At 74.1% G+C, this 18386-nt stretch carries 22 protein-coding genes; 14 read left to right on the forward strand and 8 right to left on the reverse strand.

The window, feature by feature from the left end; all coding sequences use genetic code 11:
• The first annotated feature begins 74 nt into the window (after positions 1–74).
• Positions 75–1370 carry a D-alanyl-D-alanine carboxypeptidase family protein gene (locus Q3W68_RS16950; protein WP_302906352.1) on the forward strand — a complete coding sequence of 432 codons (1296 nt, stop codon included), beginning with the start codon at positions 75–77 and terminating at the stop codon, positions 1368–1370.
• Positions 1371–1461: 91 nt separating this feature from the next.
• Positions 1462–2742 carry a D-alanyl-D-alanine carboxypeptidase family protein gene (locus tag Q3W68_RS16955; RefSeq protein ID WP_302906353.1) on the forward strand — a complete coding sequence of 427 codons (1281 nt, stop codon included), beginning with the start codon at positions 1462–1464 and terminating at the stop codon, positions 2740–2742.
• Between the two features lie 15 nt (positions 2743–2757).
• Here Q3W68_RS16955 and Q3W68_RS16960 read toward each other — a convergent pair whose 3' ends face one another.
• Positions 2758–3783, reverse strand: coding sequence for a LacI family DNA-binding transcriptional regulator (locus Q3W68_RS16960; RefSeq protein WP_302906354.1), 1026 nt, complete (start codon positions 3781–3783; stop codon positions 2758–2760).
• Positions 3784–3982: 199 nt separating this feature from the next.
• On the opposite strand from Q3W68_RS16960, the gene Q3W68_RS16965 reads away from it, so the two are divergent.
• From Q3W68_RS16965 to Q3W68_RS16975, 3 genes are read left to right on the forward strand one after another with little or no spacing between them, the layout of a single operon-like run.
• Positions 3983–4948 carry an acetylxylan esterase gene (locus Q3W68_RS16965; RefSeq protein ID WP_302906355.1) on the forward strand — a complete coding sequence of 322 codons (966 nt, stop codon included), beginning with the start codon at positions 3983–3985 and terminating at the stop codon, positions 4946–4948.
• A 48-nt stretch (positions 4949–4996) separates the two neighbouring features.
• Positions 4997–5821 (forward strand): M15 family metallopeptidase, encoded by an 825-nt coding sequence (locus tag Q3W68_RS16970; RefSeq protein ID WP_302906356.1) that lies wholly within the window; start codon positions 4997–4999, stop codon positions 5819–5821.
• A gap of 43 nt (positions 5822–5864) precedes the next feature.
• Entirely contained in the window at positions 5865–6371 is a 507-nt protein-coding gene (locus Q3W68_RS16975) for a DinB family protein (protein WP_302906357.1), read from the forward strand.
• A gap of 31 nt (positions 6372–6402) precedes the next feature.
• Here Q3W68_RS16975 and Q3W68_RS16980 read toward each other — a convergent pair whose 3' ends face one another.
• Complete coding sequence (locus Q3W68_RS16980; protein WP_302906358.1) at positions 6403–7176, reverse strand: alpha/beta hydrolase family protein; 774 nt, start codon at positions 7174–7176, stop codon at positions 6403–6405.
• 147 nt (positions 7177–7323) lie between these two features.
• Here Q3W68_RS16980 and Q3W68_RS16985 point away from each other — a divergent pair, with 147 nt between their 5' ends.
• Both Q3W68_RS16985 and Q3W68_RS16990 read left to right on the forward strand, forming a co-directional pair.
• Complete coding sequence (locus tag Q3W68_RS16985) at positions 7324–7716, forward strand: hypothetical protein (protein ID WP_120569714.1); 393 nt, start codon at positions 7324–7326, stop codon at positions 7714–7716.
• Positions 7717–8102: 386 nt separating this feature from the next.
• Positions 8103–9302: an RtcB family protein gene (locus Q3W68_RS16990; RefSeq protein WP_302906359.1), complete on the forward strand. Its 1200-nt coding sequence runs from the start codon at positions 8103–8105 to the stop codon at positions 9300–9302.
• 32 nt (positions 9303–9334) lie between these two features.
• On the opposite strand, the gene Q3W68_RS16995 is transcribed toward Q3W68_RS16990, so the two are convergent.
• The 5 genes from Q3W68_RS16995 to Q3W68_RS17015 all read right to left on the reverse strand — a co-directional run bounded on the left by Q3W68_RS16995 (position 9335) and on the right by Q3W68_RS17015 (position 11554).
• Complete coding sequence (locus Q3W68_RS16995; RefSeq protein ID WP_302906360.1) at positions 9335–9499, reverse strand: hypothetical protein; 165 nt, start codon at positions 9497–9499, stop codon at positions 9335–9337.
• Positions 9496–9714 carry a helix-turn-helix transcriptional regulator gene (locus Q3W68_RS17000; RefSeq protein ID WP_013476639.1) on the reverse strand — a complete coding sequence of 73 codons (219 nt, stop codon included), beginning with the start codon at positions 9712–9714 and terminating at the stop codon, positions 9496–9498. The genes Q3W68_RS16995 and Q3W68_RS17000 overlap by 4 nt, the downstream gene beginning before the upstream one ends.
• A complete protein-coding gene (locus Q3W68_RS17005; RefSeq protein WP_013476640.1) occupies positions 9714–10193 on the reverse strand; it encodes a DUF2975 domain-containing protein in 480 nt (159 codons plus the stop codon). The genes Q3W68_RS17000 and Q3W68_RS17005 overlap by 1 nt, the downstream gene beginning before the upstream one ends.
• A 31-nt stretch (positions 10194–10224) precedes the next feature.
• Positions 10225–10866 carry a dihydrofolate reductase family protein gene (locus tag Q3W68_RS17010; protein WP_302906361.1) on the reverse strand — a complete coding sequence of 214 codons (642 nt, stop codon included), beginning with the start codon at positions 10864–10866 and terminating at the stop codon, positions 10225–10227.
• Between the two features lie 94 nt (positions 10867–10960).
• Positions 10961–11554: an HD domain-containing protein gene (locus tag Q3W68_RS17015; protein ID WP_302906362.1), complete on the reverse strand. Its 594-nt coding sequence runs from the start codon at positions 11552–11554 to the stop codon at positions 10961–10963.
• A gap of 148 nt (positions 11555–11702) precedes the next feature.
• On the opposite strand from Q3W68_RS17015, the gene Q3W68_RS17020 reads away from it, so the two are divergent.
• From Q3W68_RS17020 to Q3W68_RS17045, 6 genes are all read left to right on the forward strand, one after another.
• Complete coding sequence (locus tag Q3W68_RS17020) at positions 11703–12656, forward strand: LpqB family beta-propeller domain-containing protein (protein ID WP_302906363.1); 954 nt, start codon at positions 11703–11705, stop codon at positions 12654–12656.
• Positions 12657–12762: 106 nt separating this feature from the next.
• Positions 12763–13539 carry a bifunctional 2-polyprenyl-6-hydroxyphenol methylase/3-demethylubiquinol 3-O-methyltransferase UbiG gene (locus Q3W68_RS17025; protein ID WP_302906364.1) on the forward strand — a complete coding sequence of 259 codons (777 nt, stop codon included), beginning with the start codon at positions 12763–12765 and terminating at the stop codon, positions 13537–13539.
• Positions 13540–13594: 55 nt separating this feature from the next.
• Positions 13595–14596, forward strand: coding sequence for a hypothetical protein (locus Q3W68_RS17030; protein ID WP_091418084.1), 1002 nt, complete (start codon positions 13595–13597; stop codon positions 14594–14596).
• On the forward strand, positions 14593–15246 hold the full coding sequence (locus tag Q3W68_RS17035; protein ID WP_302906365.1) for a hypothetical protein: 654 nt from the start codon (positions 14593–14595) through the stop codon (positions 15244–15246). The genes Q3W68_RS17030 and Q3W68_RS17035 overlap by 4 nt, the downstream gene beginning before the upstream one ends.
• Positions 15247–15261: 15 nt before the next feature.
• Positions 15262–16164 carry an inositol monophosphatase family protein gene (locus tag Q3W68_RS17040; RefSeq protein ID WP_302906366.1) on the forward strand — a complete coding sequence of 301 codons (903 nt, stop codon included), beginning with the start codon at positions 15262–15264 and terminating at the stop codon, positions 16162–16164.
• A 25-nt stretch (positions 16165–16189) separates the two neighbouring features.
• Complete coding sequence (locus Q3W68_RS17045) at positions 16190–16600, forward strand: VOC family protein (RefSeq protein WP_302906367.1); 411 nt, start codon at positions 16190–16192, stop codon at positions 16598–16600.
• Between the two features lie 106 nt (positions 16601–16706).
• Here the strand turns inward: Q3W68_RS17045 and Q3W68_RS17050 are convergent, their stop codons facing one another.
• Positions 16707–17390 carry an SDR family NAD(P)-dependent oxidoreductase gene (locus Q3W68_RS17050; protein WP_302906368.1) on the reverse strand — a complete coding sequence of 228 codons (684 nt, stop codon included), beginning with the start codon at positions 17388–17390 and terminating at the stop codon, positions 16707–16709.
• 136 nt (positions 17391–17526) lie between these two features.
• Between Q3W68_RS17050 and Q3W68_RS17055 the strand changes: the two genes are divergently transcribed.
• Positions 17527–18384 (forward strand): helix-turn-helix domain-containing protein, encoded by an 858-nt coding sequence (locus tag Q3W68_RS17055; protein WP_302906369.1) that lies wholly within the window; start codon positions 17527–17529, stop codon positions 18382–18384.
• The last annotated feature ends 2 nt before the right edge of the window (positions 18385–18386 follow it).

An 18386-nucleotide genomic window follows, 5' to 3' on the forward strand; every position in this document is an offset into this window, starting at 1 on the left:
GCCCGACCGCCACGGCGTCACGACACCGGTGAGCCGTCCGGACCTGATCATCGGGCTCGGTAGGGTGCCTTCTCATGACAGCCCGGGTCCTGGCCGCCGCCACCGCCGTCACCCTGCTCGCCGCCGGGGCGCCCGCCCCGGTCGCCGCCGCCCCGGCCGCCACACCGGCGACATCCGCCGCCGCCCCGGCCGCGACACCCGCCGCCACCGCTCCCTGCCCGCGCCTGCCCGCTCCGAAGGTCAGCCGGCCGCCCCGCCCGACGCCCCCGGCCACGACACCGGAACAGGCGGCGGTGGGCGGCGAGGCGCTGGCCGGCACCGGGCTGGTCGTGCCACCGGGCAGCCCCGCGCCCCCCGCGGTCACCGCCACCACCTGGCTGGTGGCGGACCTGGACACCGGTGCGGTCCTCGGCGCGTGCGGCGCACACGTCCCCGGCACCCCGGCCAGCACCCAGAAACTGCTGCTGGCCGCCACCATGCTGAGCCGGCTGGACCCCAAGCAGGTCGCCGTCGCCACCCGCGCCGACCTCGACATCGAGCCGGGCAGCTCGGCCGTCGGCCTGCTCGTCGGCGGCCGCTACAGCGTGGAGACGCTGTGGCTGGGACTGCTGCTGCAGTCCGGCAACGACGCCGCGAACATGCTGGCCCGCCTCGGCGCCGGCAGCGCACAGGCCGGCGTCGCCGAGATGAACGAGCAGGCCCGCCGGCTCGGCGCCGGGCAGACGCACGCCGTCACGCCGTCCGGGCTGGACGGTCCCGGCCAGTTCACCAGCGCGTACGACCTGGCGCTCATCGCGCGGGCCTGCTTCGCCGACGCCGCGTTCCGCCGGTACGCGCTCACCGAGCGCACGCAGATCCCGGCCCAGCCCGCGCTGAAGAAGGGCGGGTTCCAGATCCAGAACGAGAACCAGCTCATCTACCGCTATCCCGGCGCGCTCGGCGGCAAGACCGGCTTCACCGAGCTGGCCCGCCACAGTTACGTCGGCGCCGCGCAACGGGACGGACGCCGCCTCGTGGTGACGCTGCTCGGCGCCGAGGCCCGTCCGGTACGCGGCTGGCAGCAGGGCGCCCAGCTGCTCGACTGGGGCTTCCGGCTGCCCCGGGACGCCTCGGTCGGCCGGCTGGTCGAGCCGGGCGAGCGGGAAGCCCAGGCGGCGCAGCCCCGGCAGGCACCGGCCGCCGAGCCCACCCGTACCGCCTCCCCGCCGTGGCGGGGGCCGGCCGGGACGGCGCTGCAACGCATCGGCGACGGGGACTGGCGGGTGATCGTGCCGGTCGCCGGTCTGCTGGCGCTCACGGTGGGCGGGGTGGCCGCGGTGCTCGCCGCCCGCCGGAGCCGATCCCGCCGCCGGGGACGCCGCCGCGCCTGACCCGGCGGCACCCTACCGCGCGCCTGGGGCGCCGGAACGCGAATCCCGGACCCGGTGACCCGTTCGGGTCGGCGTGGCTAGCGTCCGGGTCATGAGGACCTGGGGACCCTTCGTGGCGCTGGCCGCCGCCCTGCTGCTGCCGGCGCCGGTGACACCGGCGGTGGCCGCCGCCCGCGTGCCCGTACGCCGGCTGCCGGCCGCGCCGCCCTGCCCGAATGTGCCGGCCCCGTCGATCCGGCCACCGCAGCCGCCGCCGGCGCCCGATCCGGCCGCCCGGGCCGTCGGGGGCGCCGCGCTCGACACCTCGGGCCTTGTCGTCCCGCCCGCGTCGAGCGCGCCGCCGGCGGTGACCGCCACCTCCTGGGTGGTCGCCGACCTGGACAGCGGCGCGGTGCTCGGCGGCTGCGGCCCGCACGAGTACGGCGTGCCCGCGAGCGTGCAGAAGCTCCTGCTCGCCGCCACCATGCTGCCCCGGCTGGACCCGGACCGGGAGGTCACCGTCACCGCCGGGGACCTGGCTGTCGAACCGGGCAGTTCGGCGGCCGGGCTGGTCGAGGGCGGGCGCTACCGGATCGAGACGATCTGGCTCGGCCTGCTGCTGCGCTCCGGCAACGAGGCGGCCAACGCGCTCGCCCGGCTCGGCGGCGGCCCGGACGGGCTGGCCGGCGGGATACGGGCGATGAACGAGGAGGCGCACCGGCTCGGCGCCCGGCAGACCCACGCGGTCACCCCGTCCGGGCTGGACGGCCCGGGGCAGTTCACCAGCGCCTACGACCTGGCGCTGATCGCCCGGGCGTGTTTCGCCGACCCGGCGTTCCGCAGGTACGCCGCCACCCGGTCCGCGCAGATACCGGCCCAGCCGGCGCAGCGGGCGAAGGCGTTCGCCATCTCCAACGACAACATGCTGCTGGACCACTACCCCGGTGCGCTCGGCGGCAAGACCGGCTTCACCGACCTGGCCCGGCACACGTACGTCGGCGCGGCCGAGCGCGGCGGGCGGCGCCTGGTGGTGACGCTGCTGGGCGCCGAGGTGACCACGCAGCGGGGCTGGCAGCAGGGCGCGGCGCTGCTGGACTGGGGGTTCGCGCAGCCGCGCGACGCCTCGGTGGGACGGCTGGTCGAGCCGGGGGAACTGGACCGGTCGGCGCCCGCGGCGGGCGGGGCGGCCTCGGCCCTGGCCGGGCACGCCGGTCTGACCGGCGGCGGGGCGGCACCCGGGCCGCGGCCCGGCGCGGGCGTGACCGTGGCGGTGGGCGCGGTGCTGACGGCCGGGGGAGCGCTGCTGCTGGCCCGGCGTCGCCGCAACGCCGCCGCCGTCGCCATGTCGGCCGGGTCGGCCCTGCGGGAGCCGGAAATTCCGGAACAGGACTGAAAGGGGCGGCCCGGATCAGCGGCAGGCGGGCCCAGCGGTGCTGTCCCGTACGACGAGTTCGGTCGCCAATTCGACCCGGGGCGAGTCGATCTCGTCGCCCTGGGCCAGCCGCAGCACGGTGCGCGCGGCGAGCCGGCCCATCTCCACCAGCGGCTGGCGCACAGTGGTCAGCGGCGGTGAGGCCCACCGCGCCTCGGGCAGGTCGTCGAAGCCCACCACGCTCACGTCGTCGCAGACCCGCAGCCCGCGGCGGCGGATCGCCTCGTACACCCCGAAGGCCATCTGGTCGCTGGCGGCGAAGATGGCGGTCGGCGGGTCGTCGAGGTCGAGCAGCGCGCCACCGGCGGTGAACCCGGAGGCGTGGTAGAAGTCGCCGGGCTGCACCAGCCGGTCGTCGGCGGCGACTCCGGCGGCGGCCAGCGCGGCCCGGTAGCCGTCCAGCCGGGCCCGGCTGCACAGCAGGTGCGGCGGGCCGGCCACGAAGCCGATCCGGCGGTGGCCGAGCTTGAGCAGGTGCTCGGTGGCGGCCAGACCGCCGGTCCAGTTGGTGGCGCCGATCGCCGGCACGTCGGTGGCGGCCACGCCGGCGGCCGGATCGACCACCACCACCGGCACGTTGAGGCGCCGCAGCTGGGCCTGCACGGCCGGGCTCAGGTGCGAGGTCACCACGATCACGCCGTCGGACGCGCGGGCGCGCAGGTTGTGCAGCCACTGCCGGGTGGAGCTGGACTCGCGGTGGATCGCCGAGACGACGGTGCCGACCCCGGCGGCGTGGCTGACGTCCTCCACGCCGCGGATGATCTCCACCGCCCACGGGCTGTCCAGGTCGTTGAAGACCAGGTCGACCAGGTCCGCCCGGCGCACGGTACGGCTGCCCCGGCGCCGGTAGCCGTGGTGGCGCAGCAGCTCCTCGACCCGTTCCCGGGTGTCCGGCGCGACGTCGGAACGCCCGTTGAGCACGCGCGACACGGTCGGGACCGAGACGCCGGCCTCCCGTGCGATCGCGGTGATGGTCACCCTGCGCTCGTCGTCCGCGCTCACCCGTGTTCCCTTCGCCGGCTGCCGGAACCGACCGGTAGACCGTCCCGCCCCACGCACATCTTGCCGTACGCCCAGGGCTTGACGACAGGCCGGACCGGCCCTAGCGTTCGCACGAGTTGCGGAAACCTTCCGGAAATGCGCCCGCCATCTTCCGACGGCTCGCCGTCCATCCCCGACGAACGACGAGGAATTCCGAGGCGTGTTCACCGACCTGACCGAGGCCGAACTCCGTACCTACCGCAGCGACCTGCACGAGCCTGCGGACTTCGACGCCTTCTGGGCTGACACTCTGGCACAGGCGCGCTCGTGCGGCGACCCCGTGTCGGCGACACCGCTGCCCACGCCGCTGACAGGTGTCGACGTCTTCGACGTGACGTTCCCCGGCTTCGCCGGACAGCCGATCCGCGCCTGGCTGCGGGTGCCGCGCGGCGCGACGCAGCCACTGCCCACCGTCGTGCAGTACGTCGGGTACGGCGGCGGTCGCGGCCACGCGCTGGAGAACCTGCTCTGGTCCGCCGCCGGCTTCGCCCACCTGCAGATGGACACGCGCGGGCAGGGCTCGGGGTGGAGCCGGGGCGACACGCCGGACGTCGCCGCCGCCGGACCGCAGGCGCCGGGCATGGCCACCCGGGGGATCGAGGACCCGAACCGGTACTACTACCGGCGCTTCCTCACCGACGCGGTCCGAGCCGTGGACGCCGCGTGCGAGCTGCCGGCGGTCGACCCGGACCGGATCGCCGTGCTCGGTCACAGCCAGGGCGGCGCCGCGGCGCTCGCCGCCGCCGCGCTGGCGCCGAGGGTACGCGCGGCGGTGGCGCTCGTGCCGTTCCTCTGCGACATCCCGCGTGCCGTCACGATCACCGACGCCACGCCGTACCGGGAGATCCGCGACTACCTGGCAGTGCACCGGGACCGCGAGGAGCAGGCGCTGCGCACGCTCGGCTACGTCGACGGCGTCGCGTTCGCCCGCCGCGCCACGGTGCCGGCCCGGTTCTCCGTCGCGCTGATGGACGAGATCACGCCGCCGTCCACCGTCTACGCCGCCTACCACGAGTACCGGGGCGAGAAGGACCTGACGGTGTGGCGGTTCAACGGCCACGAGGCGGGCGGCATCGACGACGACGCCGCCGCCGTCGACTTCCTCCGTACCGTGCTGGGCGGCTGACCACCGGTTCCGCCGATGCCGGCCCACGCGGGCTGGTAGACACGGCGGGTGGGCACCGGCAGACGCGCGACGGCGGTCCTGGCCGTCACGGCCGCGCTGCTCGCCGGCGCCTGCCAGCGGCCGGCGCCGTCCCCGTCGCCGTCCGCGCCGCCGTCACCCACGCCGACCGGCCCGCGCGCCCCGGCGGACTTCGTGGACCTGAGCACCGTCGACCCCACCGTCCGCACCGACATCCGGTACGCGGGCCCGCACAACTTCGTCGGCCGGCCGATCGACGGGTACGCCGAACCGCGCTGCCTGCTCACCCGACCGGCGGCGCAGGCGCTGCACCGGGTGCAGACCGCCGCGCTCGCCGGTGGGCACAGCCTCAAGGTGTACGACTGCTACCGCCCGCAGCGCGCGGCGGACGACTTCGTCGCCTGGGCGAAACTCCCCGGCGAGCAGCGGATGAAGGGGGAGTTCTACCCCGGCGTACCCAAGGACCGGCTGTTCGCCGACGGCTACATCGGCGCGCCCACCGCGCACAGCCGGGGCAGCACCGTCGACCTGACCCTGGTCCCGGTCTCCGCCGCCGCGCAGCCCGCGTACACGCCCGGCCAGCCGCTCGTGCCCTGTACCGAGCCGGCGGGCCGCCGCTTCGCCGACGACTCGATCGACATGGGCACCGGGTTCGACTGCTTCGACCCGCGCGCCCACACCGCCGACGCGCGGATCAGCGGCACCGCCCGGAGCAACCGCGACCTGCTGCGACGGCTGATGTCCGCGCAGGGCTTCGAGAACTATCCGCTGGAGTGGTGGCACTACCGATACGTCGACGAGCCGTACCCGGACACCTGGTTCGACTTCCCGGTGGCCGGTTCGTCACTGCGGTGACGCGGTCGTTCCACCATGATCGATTGTGGCTAGGCTGGCGCTCATGGAGACCGAACGGATCGGCCCGCCGCTGCTCGCCGACGAGCGGGAGTCGCTGCGCGCCTTCCTCGACTTCCACCGGGCCACGCTGGCCCTGAAGTGCGAGGGGTTGACCGACGAGCAGCTGCGCTGGCCGGCGTCGCCGCCGTCCACGCTGTCGCTGCTCGGCCTGGTCCGGCACATGGCGGAGGTGGAGCGCACCTGGTTCCGCCGGGTCATCGCCGCCGAGGACGTGCCGCTGGTGTGGTCGGACAGCGGCGACTTCCAGCAGGCGTACGACGCCCGCGACGCCGACGCGGCGGAGGCGTTCGAGGCGTGGCGCCGGGAGGTCGAGCACGCCCGGCGCATCGAGCGGGAGGCCGCCTCGCTCGACGTGACAGGTCACCAGGCCCGCTGGGGCGAGGACGTCTCGCTGCGCCTGGTCATGCTGCACATGCTGCACGAGTACGCCCGCCACAACGGGCACGCCGACCTGATCCGCGAGGCGATCGACGGCACCGTCGGCGTCTGAGCCGGCGCGGTCGGCGCACGCGCTCACCTCGTCAGCGCGTGCGCAGCGGCAGCCAGGCCAGCACGTCGGAGATCCGCGCGTCCCAGTACGCCCAGTCGTGGTCACCCGGACCGAAGTCGACTGTGACCGGCACGTCGCGCTTGCGTGCCACGTCGAGGAACCGAAGGTTGTCCTCGTACAGGAAGTCCTCGGTGCCGCAGGCGACGTAGAGCGCGGGCAGGTCGTCGCCGGAGCGCTCCAGCAGCCCCACCGTGTCGTCGTCGGCGGGCACCGGGCCGTCACCCCAGACGGTGTGCCACACCGCCGGGTCGACCGGATGGGTCGGATGGTGGCGGCGACGCGTCACGTCCAGCGCGCCGGACAGGCTGGCCGCCGCCGCGAACCGGTCCGGGTGGCGCAGCGCCCACTTCACCGCTCCGTAGCCGCCCATCGACAGGCCCGCGACGAACGTGTCCTCACGGCGGCTGGACAGCCGGAAGAACGACCGGCACACCTCGGGCAGCTCCTCGCTGAGGAACGTCCAGTACCGGTTGCCGTGCGCCTCGTCGCAGTAGAAACTGCGCTGCACCTGCGGCATCACCACGGCCAGCCCCAGCGGTGCCACGTACCGCTCGATGGAGGTGCGCCGGGTCCACACGGTGTCGTCGTCGGTCAGGCCGTGCAACAGGTAGAGCACCGGCGGGTCACCGTCGGCGGTCGCGCCCGGCACGCCGATCCCGGCCGCGCCGCGATCGGGCAGGAGCACCGTCATCGAGGTGCCCACGCCGAGCGCCTCGGAGAAGAAGTCACACCGGATCAGCGCCATGGGGCGGCAGCCTACCTCGGAGGTGTTCGATGGGGGCGTTCCTATTGCCCCGGAGCGGTCGCGCGGGACAGGATGGCCGTGCGTGCCGGAAACACACCCGTAACCTGCGCGCTGCTGGTCTCTGTCACGAGGAAGTGGGAGTCAGTCATGAGCGACGTGTCGGCCGCACTGGGTGTGCGCCTCTACCCGGACCTGGTCGAGCCCGGCGGTCTCGCCCCCGCGCTCGTGGCCACCGCCGCCGCGCACCAGCTCGACGTCGGCGAGGTGACCGCGCCCGAGCAGGGACGCAGCCGGTTCACCTGCGCCGAGATGACCTCTGCCCGGGGCGTCGTCTGCGTCAGCCTCGGCTCCCAGGCCCGCTACTTCATGATCGACCTGCGGGTGGACGGCGACGTCCAGGCCCGGGGCGACGCCACCGACCTGCTCCAGGTCGCGCAGGTGGCCGCCGCGTGGCGGGTCGGCATCACGCTGGCCGAGCTGACCGCGCGCTACCCGTTCATGGAGGAGATGCGGCGCCACCCGGTGGCGCACGCCGGCTGACAGCCGGGCCGCCGGCACACCCGGCACAGTGGAACCGCGGTGCGGGTGCGTCGGTCGTCGCCCCCGCCGTCACCGACGCGCCGAAGGAATATCGCATTGCCGCCCGTGCGCGGCCGCCGTACCGTGAGCGGGCAACGTCGATCCGATCCACCAGGGAGCCTGCCGTGTCGCAGCAGAACCGCACCCGCGCCGAGCGGCTCGCGCCGCGCGCCGGTGTCCTGCTGTCCGAACCGGGCACGGGCCGGCGACGGCAGTGGCAACCAGGGTGGTGGCGCGTCTAGCGCCGGCGCGACGATCCGCGCGAACCGCCCGCCCCGACACCGGAGCCGGGCGGTTCTTCGTGTCCGGGGCACCTATCTCAGACGGACATGAGCAAGGAGACGACGATGGGTTTCACCCCGCTGGCCGGTACCCGGGCACCGGTCCGGGTCTGGACCGACCCGTACGCGATCGAGGCGCAGGCGGCCCGGCAGCTGCGCAACATCGGCGCGCTGCCGTGGGTGCAGGGCGTCGCGGTGATGCCGGACGTGCACTTCGGCAAGGGCGCCACCGTCGGTTCGGTGATCGCGATGCGGCAGGCCGTGTCGCCGGCCGCTGTCGGCGTGGACATCGGTTGCGGCATGTCCGCGGTGCGGACCTCGCTGACCGCCGCCGACCTGCCCGACGACCTCGCGCCGCTGCGGTCGGCGATCGAGGCGGCGATCCCGGTGGGCTTCGCGATGCGCGACGACGCGGTCGACCCGCGCCGGGTCCGGGGGCTGGAGCAGGCGGGCTGGGACGAGTTCTGGCGGCGGTTCGCGACGCTGGACCGGAAGGTGGCCCACCTCCAGACCCGGGCGCAGCGGCAGCTCGGCACGCTCGGCGGCGGCAATCACTTCATCGAGGTCTGCCTGGAGCAGGGCGGCGCGGACGACGGCCGGGTCTGGCTGATGCTGCACTCCGGTTCCCGCAACATCGGCAAGGAGCTGGCCGAGCGGCACATGGCGGTGGCGCGCGGCCTGCCGCACAACACCGACCTGCCGGACCGGGACCTCGCGGTGTTCCTCGCCGGCACGCCGGAGATGGAGGCGTACCGGCGGGACCTGTGGTGGGCGCAGGAGTACGCCCGCCGCAACCGGGCGGTCATGCTCGCCCTGCTGAGCCAGGTGGTCCGGGACGCGTTCCCGCACGTCGGCTACGACGAGCCGATCTCCTGCCACCACAACTACGTGGCGGAGGAGAGCTACGACGGGGTGGACGTGCTGGTGACCCGCAAGGGCGCGATCCGGGCCGGGAAGGGGGACCTGGGCATCATCCCCGGCTCGATGGGCACCGGTTCGTACATCGTGCGCGGCAAGGGGAACGTCGACGCGTACTGCTCGGCGTCGCACGGCGCCGGGCGGCGGATGTCGCGGGGGCAGGCGAAGCGGACGTACAGCACCGCGGATCTGGCCGCGCAGACCGCCGGTGTGGAGTGCCGCAAGGACGCCGGTGTGGTCGACGAGATCCCCGGCGCGTACAAGGACATCACCGAGGTGATGGCGCAGCAGGACGACCTGGTCGAGGTGGTCGCCCACCTCAAGCAGGTCGTCTGCGTGAAGGGTTGAGCGGCAGGGCCGGTGTCGAGGGGGCGCCGGCCCTACCGGGTACGCCGGGCGACGCGTACGCCGATGGCGACCGCGCCGATGACGAGCAGCGCGGACAGGAGCTGGAGGCCGGGGGAGTCGTCGGCCTCCCCGTACACGAAGCCGGCGACGCCGAGCGCGACGGCGAGCAGGGCTGCGGCGGCGGCCAGATATCTCATCGTTCCTCCTCGTCGGCGACCCATTCGAGGAGGTCGCCGGGCTGGCAGTCGAGCACCCGGCACATGGCCTCCAGGGTGCTGAACCGGACGGCCTTGGCGCGGCCGTTCTTGAGCACTGCGACGTTCGCCGGGGTGAGCCCCACGCGTTCGGCGAACTCACCGACGCTCATCTTGCGCTTGGCCAGTTCGACGTCGATGCGCACGACGATCGGCATCAGATCACCGCTTCCATGTCGGTGCGCAGCGTGGTGGCCTGGCGCAGCAGCGCGCGCAGGACGACCATCAGCAGCCCGAGCACACTGACGCCGGTGACCAGCAGGAACAGCAGCAGCGGCAGGCCGGGGTCGTCGGCGTTGAAGCCCACGTAGAGGAACACGCCGACCAGCACCACCCAGGCGGCGGCGACCGCCCAGACGATCCCGTCGACCCACCCCAGGGACGCCTCGGTGAAGATGCGGTCGTTCTTGACCAGGGTGAGCAGGTGCCAGGTGCAGACGATCACCACCTGCACGCACAGCACCCAGAAGATCGTCACCGCGGTGGCGGGCCACCGCAGGTACGCCATGTCCGGGTTCTCGCGCGCCATGTGCGCGAACTGCCCGGGCAGCGACATGGTCTGGAACAGCACCAGGATCGCGAACAGCAGGACCAGGAATGCGCGGAGTGGTGTGACCGCGCGTTGAGCGGTAAGCATGCATCGACTATCGCGCGGAACCTATCGAAAGTCAATCGGTATCGCTCGGGTGGCGGCCGACGGCGTACCGGACGTGCACGGCGTACCGCGAGTGGTGCACGGCGCGGATCTCCAGGTCGACGTCGTGGTCGAAGCCCTCGAACAGCCGCTTCCCGCGACCGAGGATCACCGGCGCGGTGGACAGGCCCAGCTCGTCGACCACGCCGGCCGCGAGCGCCTGCCGGATGACGTCGGCACCCCCGCCGATGACCACCGCGCCGTCACCGGCCGTGCGCCGGGCCGCGGCCAGCGCCTCGTCGAACCCGTCCACCATGAGGAAACCTGCGCTCGGGTCGGGCTGGTCGGCGGTGCGGTGGGTGAGCACGACAAGAGGAGCCTGGAACGGGTTCCGGCCGCCCCACGCGCCGGCGGCGTCGTACATGCCCCGCCCGCACAGCGCGGCGCCGGTGCCGGCGAGCATCTCGTCGAAGTACGCGCGGTCCTCGTCGGTCATGCCGGCACCGGGTTCGCGCGGCGTGTCGTAGGTCCACGGCCCGCCCATCACCCAGTGGTGCAGCCGCTCGCCGCCGACGCCCAGGCCTTGGCCCGCGTGGTCGTCCGGGCCGGTGACGTAGCCGTCCAGGGACACGGTGACGAACGCCCGTACCCGGCCCCTCGCTTCGCTGGTGTTCATGCTTCCTCCCGGAGATCGGAGAACACCGACTCAGGGAAGACCGCCCGCCGGCGCCGGACTCATCGTCGCACCGGCGCCGGGGTCGGGCGTGGCGTCAGCCGTACACCGGATGCTCGGCCTGGAACGCCAGCCGGCGGTCCGCGCCGGCGGCCAGCTCGGCGAGCACGTCGTCGAGGTCCAGGAACGTCTGCCAGCGCTCCTGGCCGGTGATGCCGGCGAGCCGGTCGACCACGAGCTGCTCCAGGTCGGTGACCCGGCGGCCCTTCCACACCTTGTCGGCGAGGCTGACCAGCAGGTCCTCCAGCTGCACGCCGGGGGAGTGCCAGGCCGCGTGGGTGACGGCGAAGCGGGCCCGCTCCTCCGGTACGCCGAAGCGCAGCAGCAACTGGTAGCCCGCCTCCTCGTGCGCCGACCCGGGGCCGGTCAGCTCGGCGGGATGCTCGACCTTGCCGAGGTCGTGCACGGCCGCGCCGAACAGCACCGCCTGCCTGTCGAACGGCACCGCGCCGAAGCGGTCGGTGAACGCGGCGGTCAGGTGCCAGGCGACGTCGTGCACCAGCCGCAGGTGCGCGCCCAGGCGCGGCGGGGCGGCGAGGGCGGCCAGCAGCTCGACCGCCACGCCGGGCAGCGGGAGCAGCGGCGGGTCGCCCGGTTCGGTGAGTGCGCGGCGCAGCGCGTCGGAGGTCATCGGGGCGAGCGTACCGGGCCGCTCCGGGCTCACCGCCGGTGATGGACGAGCAGCCGAACGTGAAGCGCCCGGTCGTCCGATTCCGGTGCGTCGATCCACTCGCGAGGGTGGGGGCCACGTCTATCACGGGGGTTGTCGAATGACCGCAATGAATCGTCGTGCCCTGCTGCGCACCGCCGCGCTGACCGGGCTCGCCGCCGCGACCGGGCTGGCCGCCGGGCCCGCCGTCGCGTCCGCCGCACCGGCGTCCGCCGCCGACGCGGTGAACGGGTCGTGGCTGGTCAGCGTCGGCTGGGGTGTGCTCCAGATCGACCCGGGCCGCACCACGCCGCGGGAGCTGCTGTCGAACGGCGACCAGGCCAAGGCCTCACCGGACGGCCGGTACGTGGCGTGGGTCAACACGGCCCGCTCGGGCGACGGCACGCTGGAGCCGTTCGTGGCGGTGTACGACCGGATCACCGGCCAGAAGCGTACGCTGCTCGCCGACCCGTTCGGCGTCCACTACGGCGCGCCGACCTGGTCGCCGGACGGCACCGAGATCGCCCTGGTCACCGGGGAGAACAACGACCGGCTGATCGCTGTCGACGTGGCGACCGGCGGCACCCGGGTGCTGGTCGAGGGGCACACCATGACCGACCCGGACTGGTCCCGGGACGGCTCGATGATCGTCGTGAGGTGGCGCAGCCGTTCGCAGGGCTGGCAACTGCGCGTACTCGAACTCGCGACCGGCACGGCGCGGCCGATCTACACGCCGGTGGCGGGCGAGATGTTCCTCTCGCCGGTCTTCACGCCGGACTCCGGGCGCGTGGTGTTCTGCACCGACCGCTGGTATCCGGACCTGGAGACGCTGAACCAGTCGCTGGCGTCGGTGCGGATCGGCGGCACCGGCCTGAAGAAGCTCACCGACGAGCCCCGGTTCTACCTGTCGCCGGTGTTCTCCCCGGACGGCCGCTACTGCGCGGCGCTGTCGATCCCGCCGGAGAACGAGTACCCCGACGGCGGCAACATCATCGTGTCCACCAGCGGCTTCGGCGAGCAGTGGTGGATCCCCGGCGACGAGTACGACGACAGCACGCGGCTGGACTGGGCCCGCGCCATCTGACTCCCGCCCACGCCCGGCGGGGTGGAGATCCGCGCCGCCGGGCGCGACCGGTGCGAGGCTTGGAGCGGACGCCGCCGAAGGGGCCGGCGTCCGCTGTGGAGGGGTGATGGCCGAGCCGCCGACCGGGACGTCGTCGCACCGCGCGCAGGCGCACGGCAGGCATGCCAACCACCACCGCTACCACGACGGCGCCGAGGTCGACGGGTACGTCGACGACCCGTACCACCGGGTGCGCCGCGCGGTCGCGGCCCGGCTGATGGCCGAGGGGGTGACCCGGCGCGGGCCGGTGCTGGAACTGGGCTGCGGGCCGCGCGGCATGCTCGACCCGGCCGCGCTGCCCGGTCCGGTGGTGCTCGCGGACATGGCCGAGACGGCGCTGCGCACGGCCCACGCGTCGGCCGGCGGGCGGGCGCTGCCGGTCCGGCTGGACGCCACCCGCGGGCTGCCGTTCCGGGCCGGCAGCTTCGCCGGGCTGCTCGCCGGGGAGCTGATCGAGCACGTGTACGACCCGCTGGCGCTGCTGCGGGAGTGTCACCGGGTGCTGGCGCCCGACGGCCTGCTGGTGCTCACCACCCCGAACCTGGCGCCGGTGCAGGACCGGCTGGCGTTCCTGGCCGGCCGGGCGCCGCGGCAGGTCGACCCGCTGCACCCGTACCTGTGGCTGCACATCCGCCCGTTCACCGCCTCGCTGCTGCGCCGGACGCTGCGCCGGGCCGGGTTCACGCCGGTGGCGCTGCGGTCGAACGAGGTCGGCTGGCGGCTGCCGGGCGGCCGGTGGGTGGCCTCGCGCCGGCTGGCCCGCGCCGCACCGGGGCTCGGCGGTTCGCTGATCTGCGCCGCCCGCCGCCACGGCGCACCGCCACCGCCGCAGAACAGGGCGTGATGGCGACATTGACAGCGGGCTATCATGGAGGTTCCGTCGTCGACCGGGGGATGTCATGACGCGCCTGCTCGCCTGGGTCGTGACCAATCTCGACGCGTTCATCGGCCTCGTCCTGGCGCTCACGGTGTCCGTGCTCGGCCTCACCAACGCGGTCGACCAGGAGGTCGTCAACAGCGCGATCCTGCTGGTCCTGGGCCTGCTCGCGCAGGCGATGCTGCGGGACCGGCTGCGCCGGCGCACCACCGAGCGGGAGGTCCGCCAGGTCATCTCGGACACCCGTGACCGGCTGACCGACCTGGTGCCGCAGATGCAGGAGATCACCGGCCCGGAGGGCGCGCTGAACCGGGCCCGCGAGGCCATCGACAGCGTCTCCATGGTGCGCGTGCTGCACGGCAGCGAGGTGGGGCAGGCGCTCGCCGAGGCGCGGCGGCACACCGACCAGTGGAGCTTCAAGGGCGGCACCGGCACCTTCCTGCGCGCGGTCACGCTGCCGGACTGCCTGGAGCACGCCCGGCGGCGCAACGCCACGCTCACCGTCGCGATCGAGATCATCGACCCGACCGACGAGGAGGTGTGCGAGCGGTACGCGCGGTTCCGGCGCAGCCTCGACCCGGACGCGCCGGGCGAGCCCTGGACCGTCGACCGCACCCGCAAGGAGTCGTACGCGACGGTGCTGGCCGCCTGCTGGCACCTGCAACGATCCGGCCTGCTCACCGTCGACGTCCGGCTCTCCGCGCAGATGACCACGTTCCGCTACGACCTCTCCTCGTCCTGCGTCGTCATCACCCAGGAGAACCCGCAGACGCCCGCGCTGCGCATCGACCGCGGCGAGGTCTACTACAACCGTTTCAACATCGAGCTGGACTACAGCCGCCGGCAGAGCCGGCGCGTGCCGATCGAGGCGGCGGCCCAGGTCAAGCTCGACGACGAGCCGTCGGTCGAGCAGGTACGGCGGTTGTTCACCGCCCTCGGCCTGACGCTGCCCCGGTCCTTCGGCGACCGCGAGGTCGCCGACATCATCGGCAAGGCCGTCCAGGCGAGGAACCCCTACTCATGACCAGTTACGCCGACCTCGAACGGGAGATCGACCGGGGCACCCGGCCGGAGATGCTGCGCGGCTGGGTGCTGGACGTGCTCGGCGACGTGGCCGACGGGCGGCGGCCGCTGCGCGCGGTCCGGCACCCGCTCGGCTTCACCTGCCTGCCCGTGGAACGCGACGGACCGGACGGCATCTGCGTGCACGCCTGGCCGGCCGACCCGCCGCCGGTGCGCCCGACCACCTCCACCATGCACTCGCACAGCTGGGACCTGCTCAGCCACGTGCTGCACGGCACGGTCCGCAACGAGCTGATCGAGGTCGACGACGCGCCGGCCGACCCGGCCTGGCGGATCTACGAGGTGCACAGCCTCGGTGAGGTGGACGAGATGGCCGCCACCGACCGGCTGGTCACCGCGATGACCGCGGCGGTGGAGACACACTCCGCGGGCGACTCGTACGCGCTGCGCGCCGGCGGCTTCCACACCTCGGAGGTCGACGCCGGTGAGCCGGCCGTGACAGTGGCGCTCGGCCGGACCACTCCCGGCGCGTGCGACCTGAGCCTCGGCGCGGTGGACGGGCGCAGCCACCGGGTACGCCGGGACCGCTGCGACGCGGCGGAGACCGCGCGGATGGCGCGGGAGATCGCGCGACTGGTGGCACGGGGCTGACTGGCTGGAGGAGCCATGGACGTGGAGCCGAGCAGAGGCGGGCCCGACCTGCGCGACGCGCACCGGTTCGCGGTGGAGGCCGCCCAGGCGGCGGGCCGCCTGCTGCGCCGGGGCACCCGGGGGGAGGTGCACGCCCGGGCCAAGAACGACACCGGTGACCTGGTCACCGACCTCGACCTGGCCGCCGAGCGGCTGATCGTCGACCGGATCCGGGCCCGCTGGCCGGAGCACGGCGTGATCGCCGAGGAGGGCGGCGAGTACGCCCCGGACACCACCTGGGCGTGGCTCGTCGACCCGCTCGACGGCACCAACAACGTGGCGATCGGGCTGCCCGCGTACGTGGTGGGGATCGCCCTGTGCGACAACGGCTCGCCGGTGCTCGGCGTGGTGCACGACCCGGTCGCCGGCCGGACCTGGTCGGCGGTGCGCGGCCGGGGCGCGTTCGTGCACGCGTCCGGCCCGGCGGCGCGGCCGCTGCGGGCCGCGCACCGTCCGGTGCCGTCCGCGCCCGTGCTGGCCTGGACCCAGGGGCACGAGGTACGCCGGGACGACAGCACCGCCCGGGCGCTGAAGGTGGTGCTCGACACCAGCGCGCGCCGGGTGCTGCAACTGTGGGCACCGCTGCTGTCCTGGGTGATGCTGGCCCGCGGCGACATCGACGGCATCGTCGGCTACCGCCCCGAGGCGGTCGACCTGCCCGCCGGGATGCTGCTCGCCGTCGAGGCCGGCATGGCGGTACGCGCGCTCGACGGCGGCACGTTCGACGACAGGTACGGCTGCCCGGCGGACCGGCGCAGCTTCGTGGCCGGGCCACCGGAGACCATCGACCGGCTGGTCAAACTGGTCACCGCGGCACAGTGGATCGAGCCGCAGGTACGCCGCCTCACCCCGGTCGGTCTCGGCTCGGTCGGCTGGTGACCCCGGGTCCGCTAACCTCGGCGGGATGGCCGCCAGACAGCTCAAGCTCGGGCTCCGGGTCCGTGACCTGGACCGCTCCCACCGGCTCTACCTGCGACTCGGCTTCAAGCAGATCCCGCAGCCCGACCAGCCCGACCTGCGCTACCTGACGTTCGGCCACACCTGGCTGATCCTGTCCGACCTGCACCACCACGGGCACCACGACAGCGATCGGGAACGCCAGGTCAAGGCCGGGCCGCCGGGGCTCGGTGTCGTGCTCACCGTGCCCACCGCCGACCTCGACGCCACGTACGCGCTGTGGCGCGACGAGGGGCTGCCGGTCACGCTGGAGCCGGAGGACGTGGGCTGGGCACGGATCTTCTACGGGCTCGACCCGGACGGCTACGAGGTGATGTTCGAGCAGTTCCACCAGCCGGATCGCGCCCGCCACGCCTGACCGGTGGCGCGTCAGGCCGCCCGCCGCGACGACGCTCGGCCGGCCGGGCCGCCACCTCGGCCGGCGTCCGCCGCCGCGCGCTCGGCCCCGCCGGCTGAGCCGCGTCCTACCAGGGCAGCTCGCCGTGCTCGTCCTGCAACGTCCCGGTCGGTCCGTCCGCGTCCGGCGTCGCCAGCCGTACGATCACCCGGGCGCTGTCCCGCGGCGACCGGCCGCCGGCCATCGCGGCGGTCATGTCGGTGTCGGTGAAGCCGGGCTCGACCGCGTTGAACCGGATTCCCGGGTTCGCCTTGGCGTACTGGAGGGTCAGCATGGTGGCCGCCGCCTTGGACGAGGCGTAGAGCAGTGCCGGCATGCCGTACTCCGGCCGGTCCGGGTTTGTCGTCGCCCAGAACGACCCGGCGCTGCTGGACACCGTGACCACAGTGGGGTTCGGCGACCGGCGCAGCAGTGGGAGCGCCGCCTCGGTGACACGGACGACGCCCACCGCGTTCGTGTCGAAGACACGCAGGGCGGTCGGGCCGCTGACGGCCTCGTCGAGCACTCCCGCGTTGTGCACCAGCACGTCGAGCCGGCCCTCGGCCGCGTCGATCGCTGCCAGCGCCCGGCTGACCGACGCGTCGTCGGTCACGTCGAGCTGCACGAACCGCGCGCCGAGCGTCGCCGCGGCCCTCTCGCCGCGCTCGACGTCCCGCGCGCCGACATAGACGACGTGGCCCAGGTCGAGCAGCTGCCGGGCGGTCTCGAAACCGATGCCCTTGTTGGCGCCGGTGATCAGTGTGACGGTCATGTCTCTCCTCGCGGTACGTGGGCCGGACGGCCGTGGGGAACGCTACGAACGGCCCTCCGCACCGGCCAGAGCCCTGTCGAACCGGGGTCCTGACAGGGCCCCCTCTGCGGGCGTCGCCGCGCCGTACGGTGGTGTGGTGAGCGAGACGACGAACGCGCTCGGCGCGTACCTGCGGGCGCGGCGAGAGCTGGTGACCCCGCGGCAGGCGGGCATCCCGGACGGGGGAGTGCGGCGGGTGCCCGGGCTGCGGCGCGAGGAGGTCGCCATGCTGGCCGGCATCAGCGCCGACTACTACCTGCGGCTGGAGCGGGGCCGGGACCGCCGCCCGTCGGTGCAGGTGCTGGAGTCGATCGCCCGGGTGCTGCGCCTCGACGACGACCACCTGGCCCACCTGCTGACCCTCGTCGCGGAGCAGCCCCGGCGGCGCCGCCGGTCGCCGAAGGAGACCCCGCCGCCGGGCGCGCTCAAGCTGCTGGACTCCCTCGCCCAGCCCGCGTACATCGAGGGGCGGTACTTCGACATCCTGGCCTCGAACCGGCTCGCCCGCGCGCTGTCGCCCCGGCTCGCCGTCGGTGGCAACCAGCTCCGGGACATGTTCCTGGACCCGGCCGAGCAGGCCCGCTACCCGGACTGGCAGGACCTCACCGAATGTCTCGTCGCGAACCTGCGGCAGGCGGTGGGCACCGACGTCGACGATCCCCGGTTCATCGAACTCACCGGCGAGCTGTCGCTGGGCAGCGCCCGGTTCCGCCAGCTCTGGGCCCGGCACGAGGTACGGGGACAGAGCGGCGGGCCGATCCGGATGCGGCACCCGCAGCTCGGGGAGCTGACCCTCAACCGGGAGCGGCTGGCCATCGGTGGCGCCGAGACGCTGATGGTCGTGGTCTTTCACCCCGAGGCCGGGTCCGGCGACGCCGAGAAGCTGGCGCTGCTGGCGTCGGCGAGCCTGGACGCCCCGGAGACCGGACGGCGACTTCAGCCGGCCGAGGCGTGAGG

It is taken from the genome of Micromonospora sp. C28ISP2-4, from assembly GCF_030519385.1.
Classification (GTDB): Bacteria; Actinomycetota; Actinomycetes; order Mycobacteriales; family Micromonosporaceae; genus Micromonospora; species Micromonospora tulbaghiae.

Excerpts from the sequence above, each read along its gene's own strand:
- Q3W68_RS16950 (WP_302906352.1), top strand. The coding sequence starts at position 75 with ATGACAGCCCGGGTCCTGGCCGCCGCCACCGCCGTCACCCTGCTCGCC.
- Q3W68_RS17015 (WP_302906362.1), bottom strand. The coding sequence starts at position 11,554 with ATGACCTCCGACGCGCTGCGCCGCGCACTCACCGAACCGGGCGACCCG.
- Q3W68_RS17005 (WP_013476640.1), bottom strand. The coding sequence starts at position 10,193 with ATGCTTACCGCTCAACGCGCGGTCACACCACTCCGCGCATTCCTGGTC.
- Q3W68_RS16980 (WP_302906358.1), bottom strand. The coding sequence starts at position 7,176 with ATGGCGCTGATCCGGTGTGACTTCTTCTCCGAGGCGCTCGGCGTGGGC.
- Q3W68_RS17035 (WP_302906365.1), top strand. The coding sequence starts at position 14,593 with ATGACCAGTTACGCCGACCTCGAACGGGAGATCGACCGGGGCACCCGG.
- Q3W68_RS17010 (WP_302906361.1), bottom strand. The coding sequence starts at position 10,866 with ATGAACACCAGCGAAGCGAGGGGCCGGGTACGGGCGTTCGTCACCGTG.
- Q3W68_RS16995 (WP_302906360.1), bottom strand. The coding sequence starts at position 9,499 with ATGAGATATCTGGCCGCCGCCGCAGCCCTGCTCGCCGTCGCGCTCGGC.
- Q3W68_RS17040 (WP_302906366.1), top strand. The coding sequence starts at position 15,262 with ATGGACGTGGAGCCGAGCAGAGGCGGGCCCGACCTGCGCGACGCGCAC.
- Q3W68_RS17045 (WP_302906367.1), top strand. The coding sequence starts at position 16,190 with ATGGCCGCCAGACAGCTCAAGCTCGGGCTCCGGGTCCGTGACCTGGAC.
- Q3W68_RS17000 (WP_013476639.1), bottom strand. The coding sequence starts at position 9,714 with ATGCCGATCGTCGTGCGCATCGACGTCGAACTGGCCAAGCGCAAGATG.
- Q3W68_RS17050 (WP_302906368.1), bottom strand. The coding sequence starts at position 17,390 with ATGACCGTCACACTGATCACCGGCGCCAACAAGGGCATCGGTTTCGAG.
- Q3W68_RS17025 (WP_302906364.1), top strand. The coding sequence starts at position 12,763 with ATGGCCGAGCCGCCGACCGGGACGTCGTCGCACCGCGCGCAGGCGCAC.
- Q3W68_RS16955 (WP_302906353.1), top strand. The coding sequence starts at position 1,462 with ATGAGGACCTGGGGACCCTTCGTGGCGCTGGCCGCCGCCCTGCTGCTG.
- Q3W68_RS17030 (WP_091418084.1), top strand. The coding sequence starts at position 13,595 with ATGACGCGCCTGCTCGCCTGGGTCGTGACCAATCTCGACGCGTTCATC.
- Q3W68_RS17020 (WP_302906363.1), top strand. The coding sequence starts at position 11,703 with ATGAATCGTCGTGCCCTGCTGCGCACCGCCGCGCTGACCGGGCTCGCC.
- Q3W68_RS16985 (WP_120569714.1), top strand. The coding sequence starts at position 7,324 with ATGAGCGACGTGTCGGCCGCACTGGGTGTGCGCCTCTACCCGGACCTG.
- Q3W68_RS16990 (WP_302906359.1), top strand. The coding sequence starts at position 8,103 with ATGGGTTTCACCCCGCTGGCCGGTACCCGGGCACCGGTCCGGGTCTGG.
- Q3W68_RS16975 (WP_302906357.1), top strand. The coding sequence starts at position 5,865 with ATGGAGACCGAACGGATCGGCCCGCCGCTGCTCGCCGACGAGCGGGAG.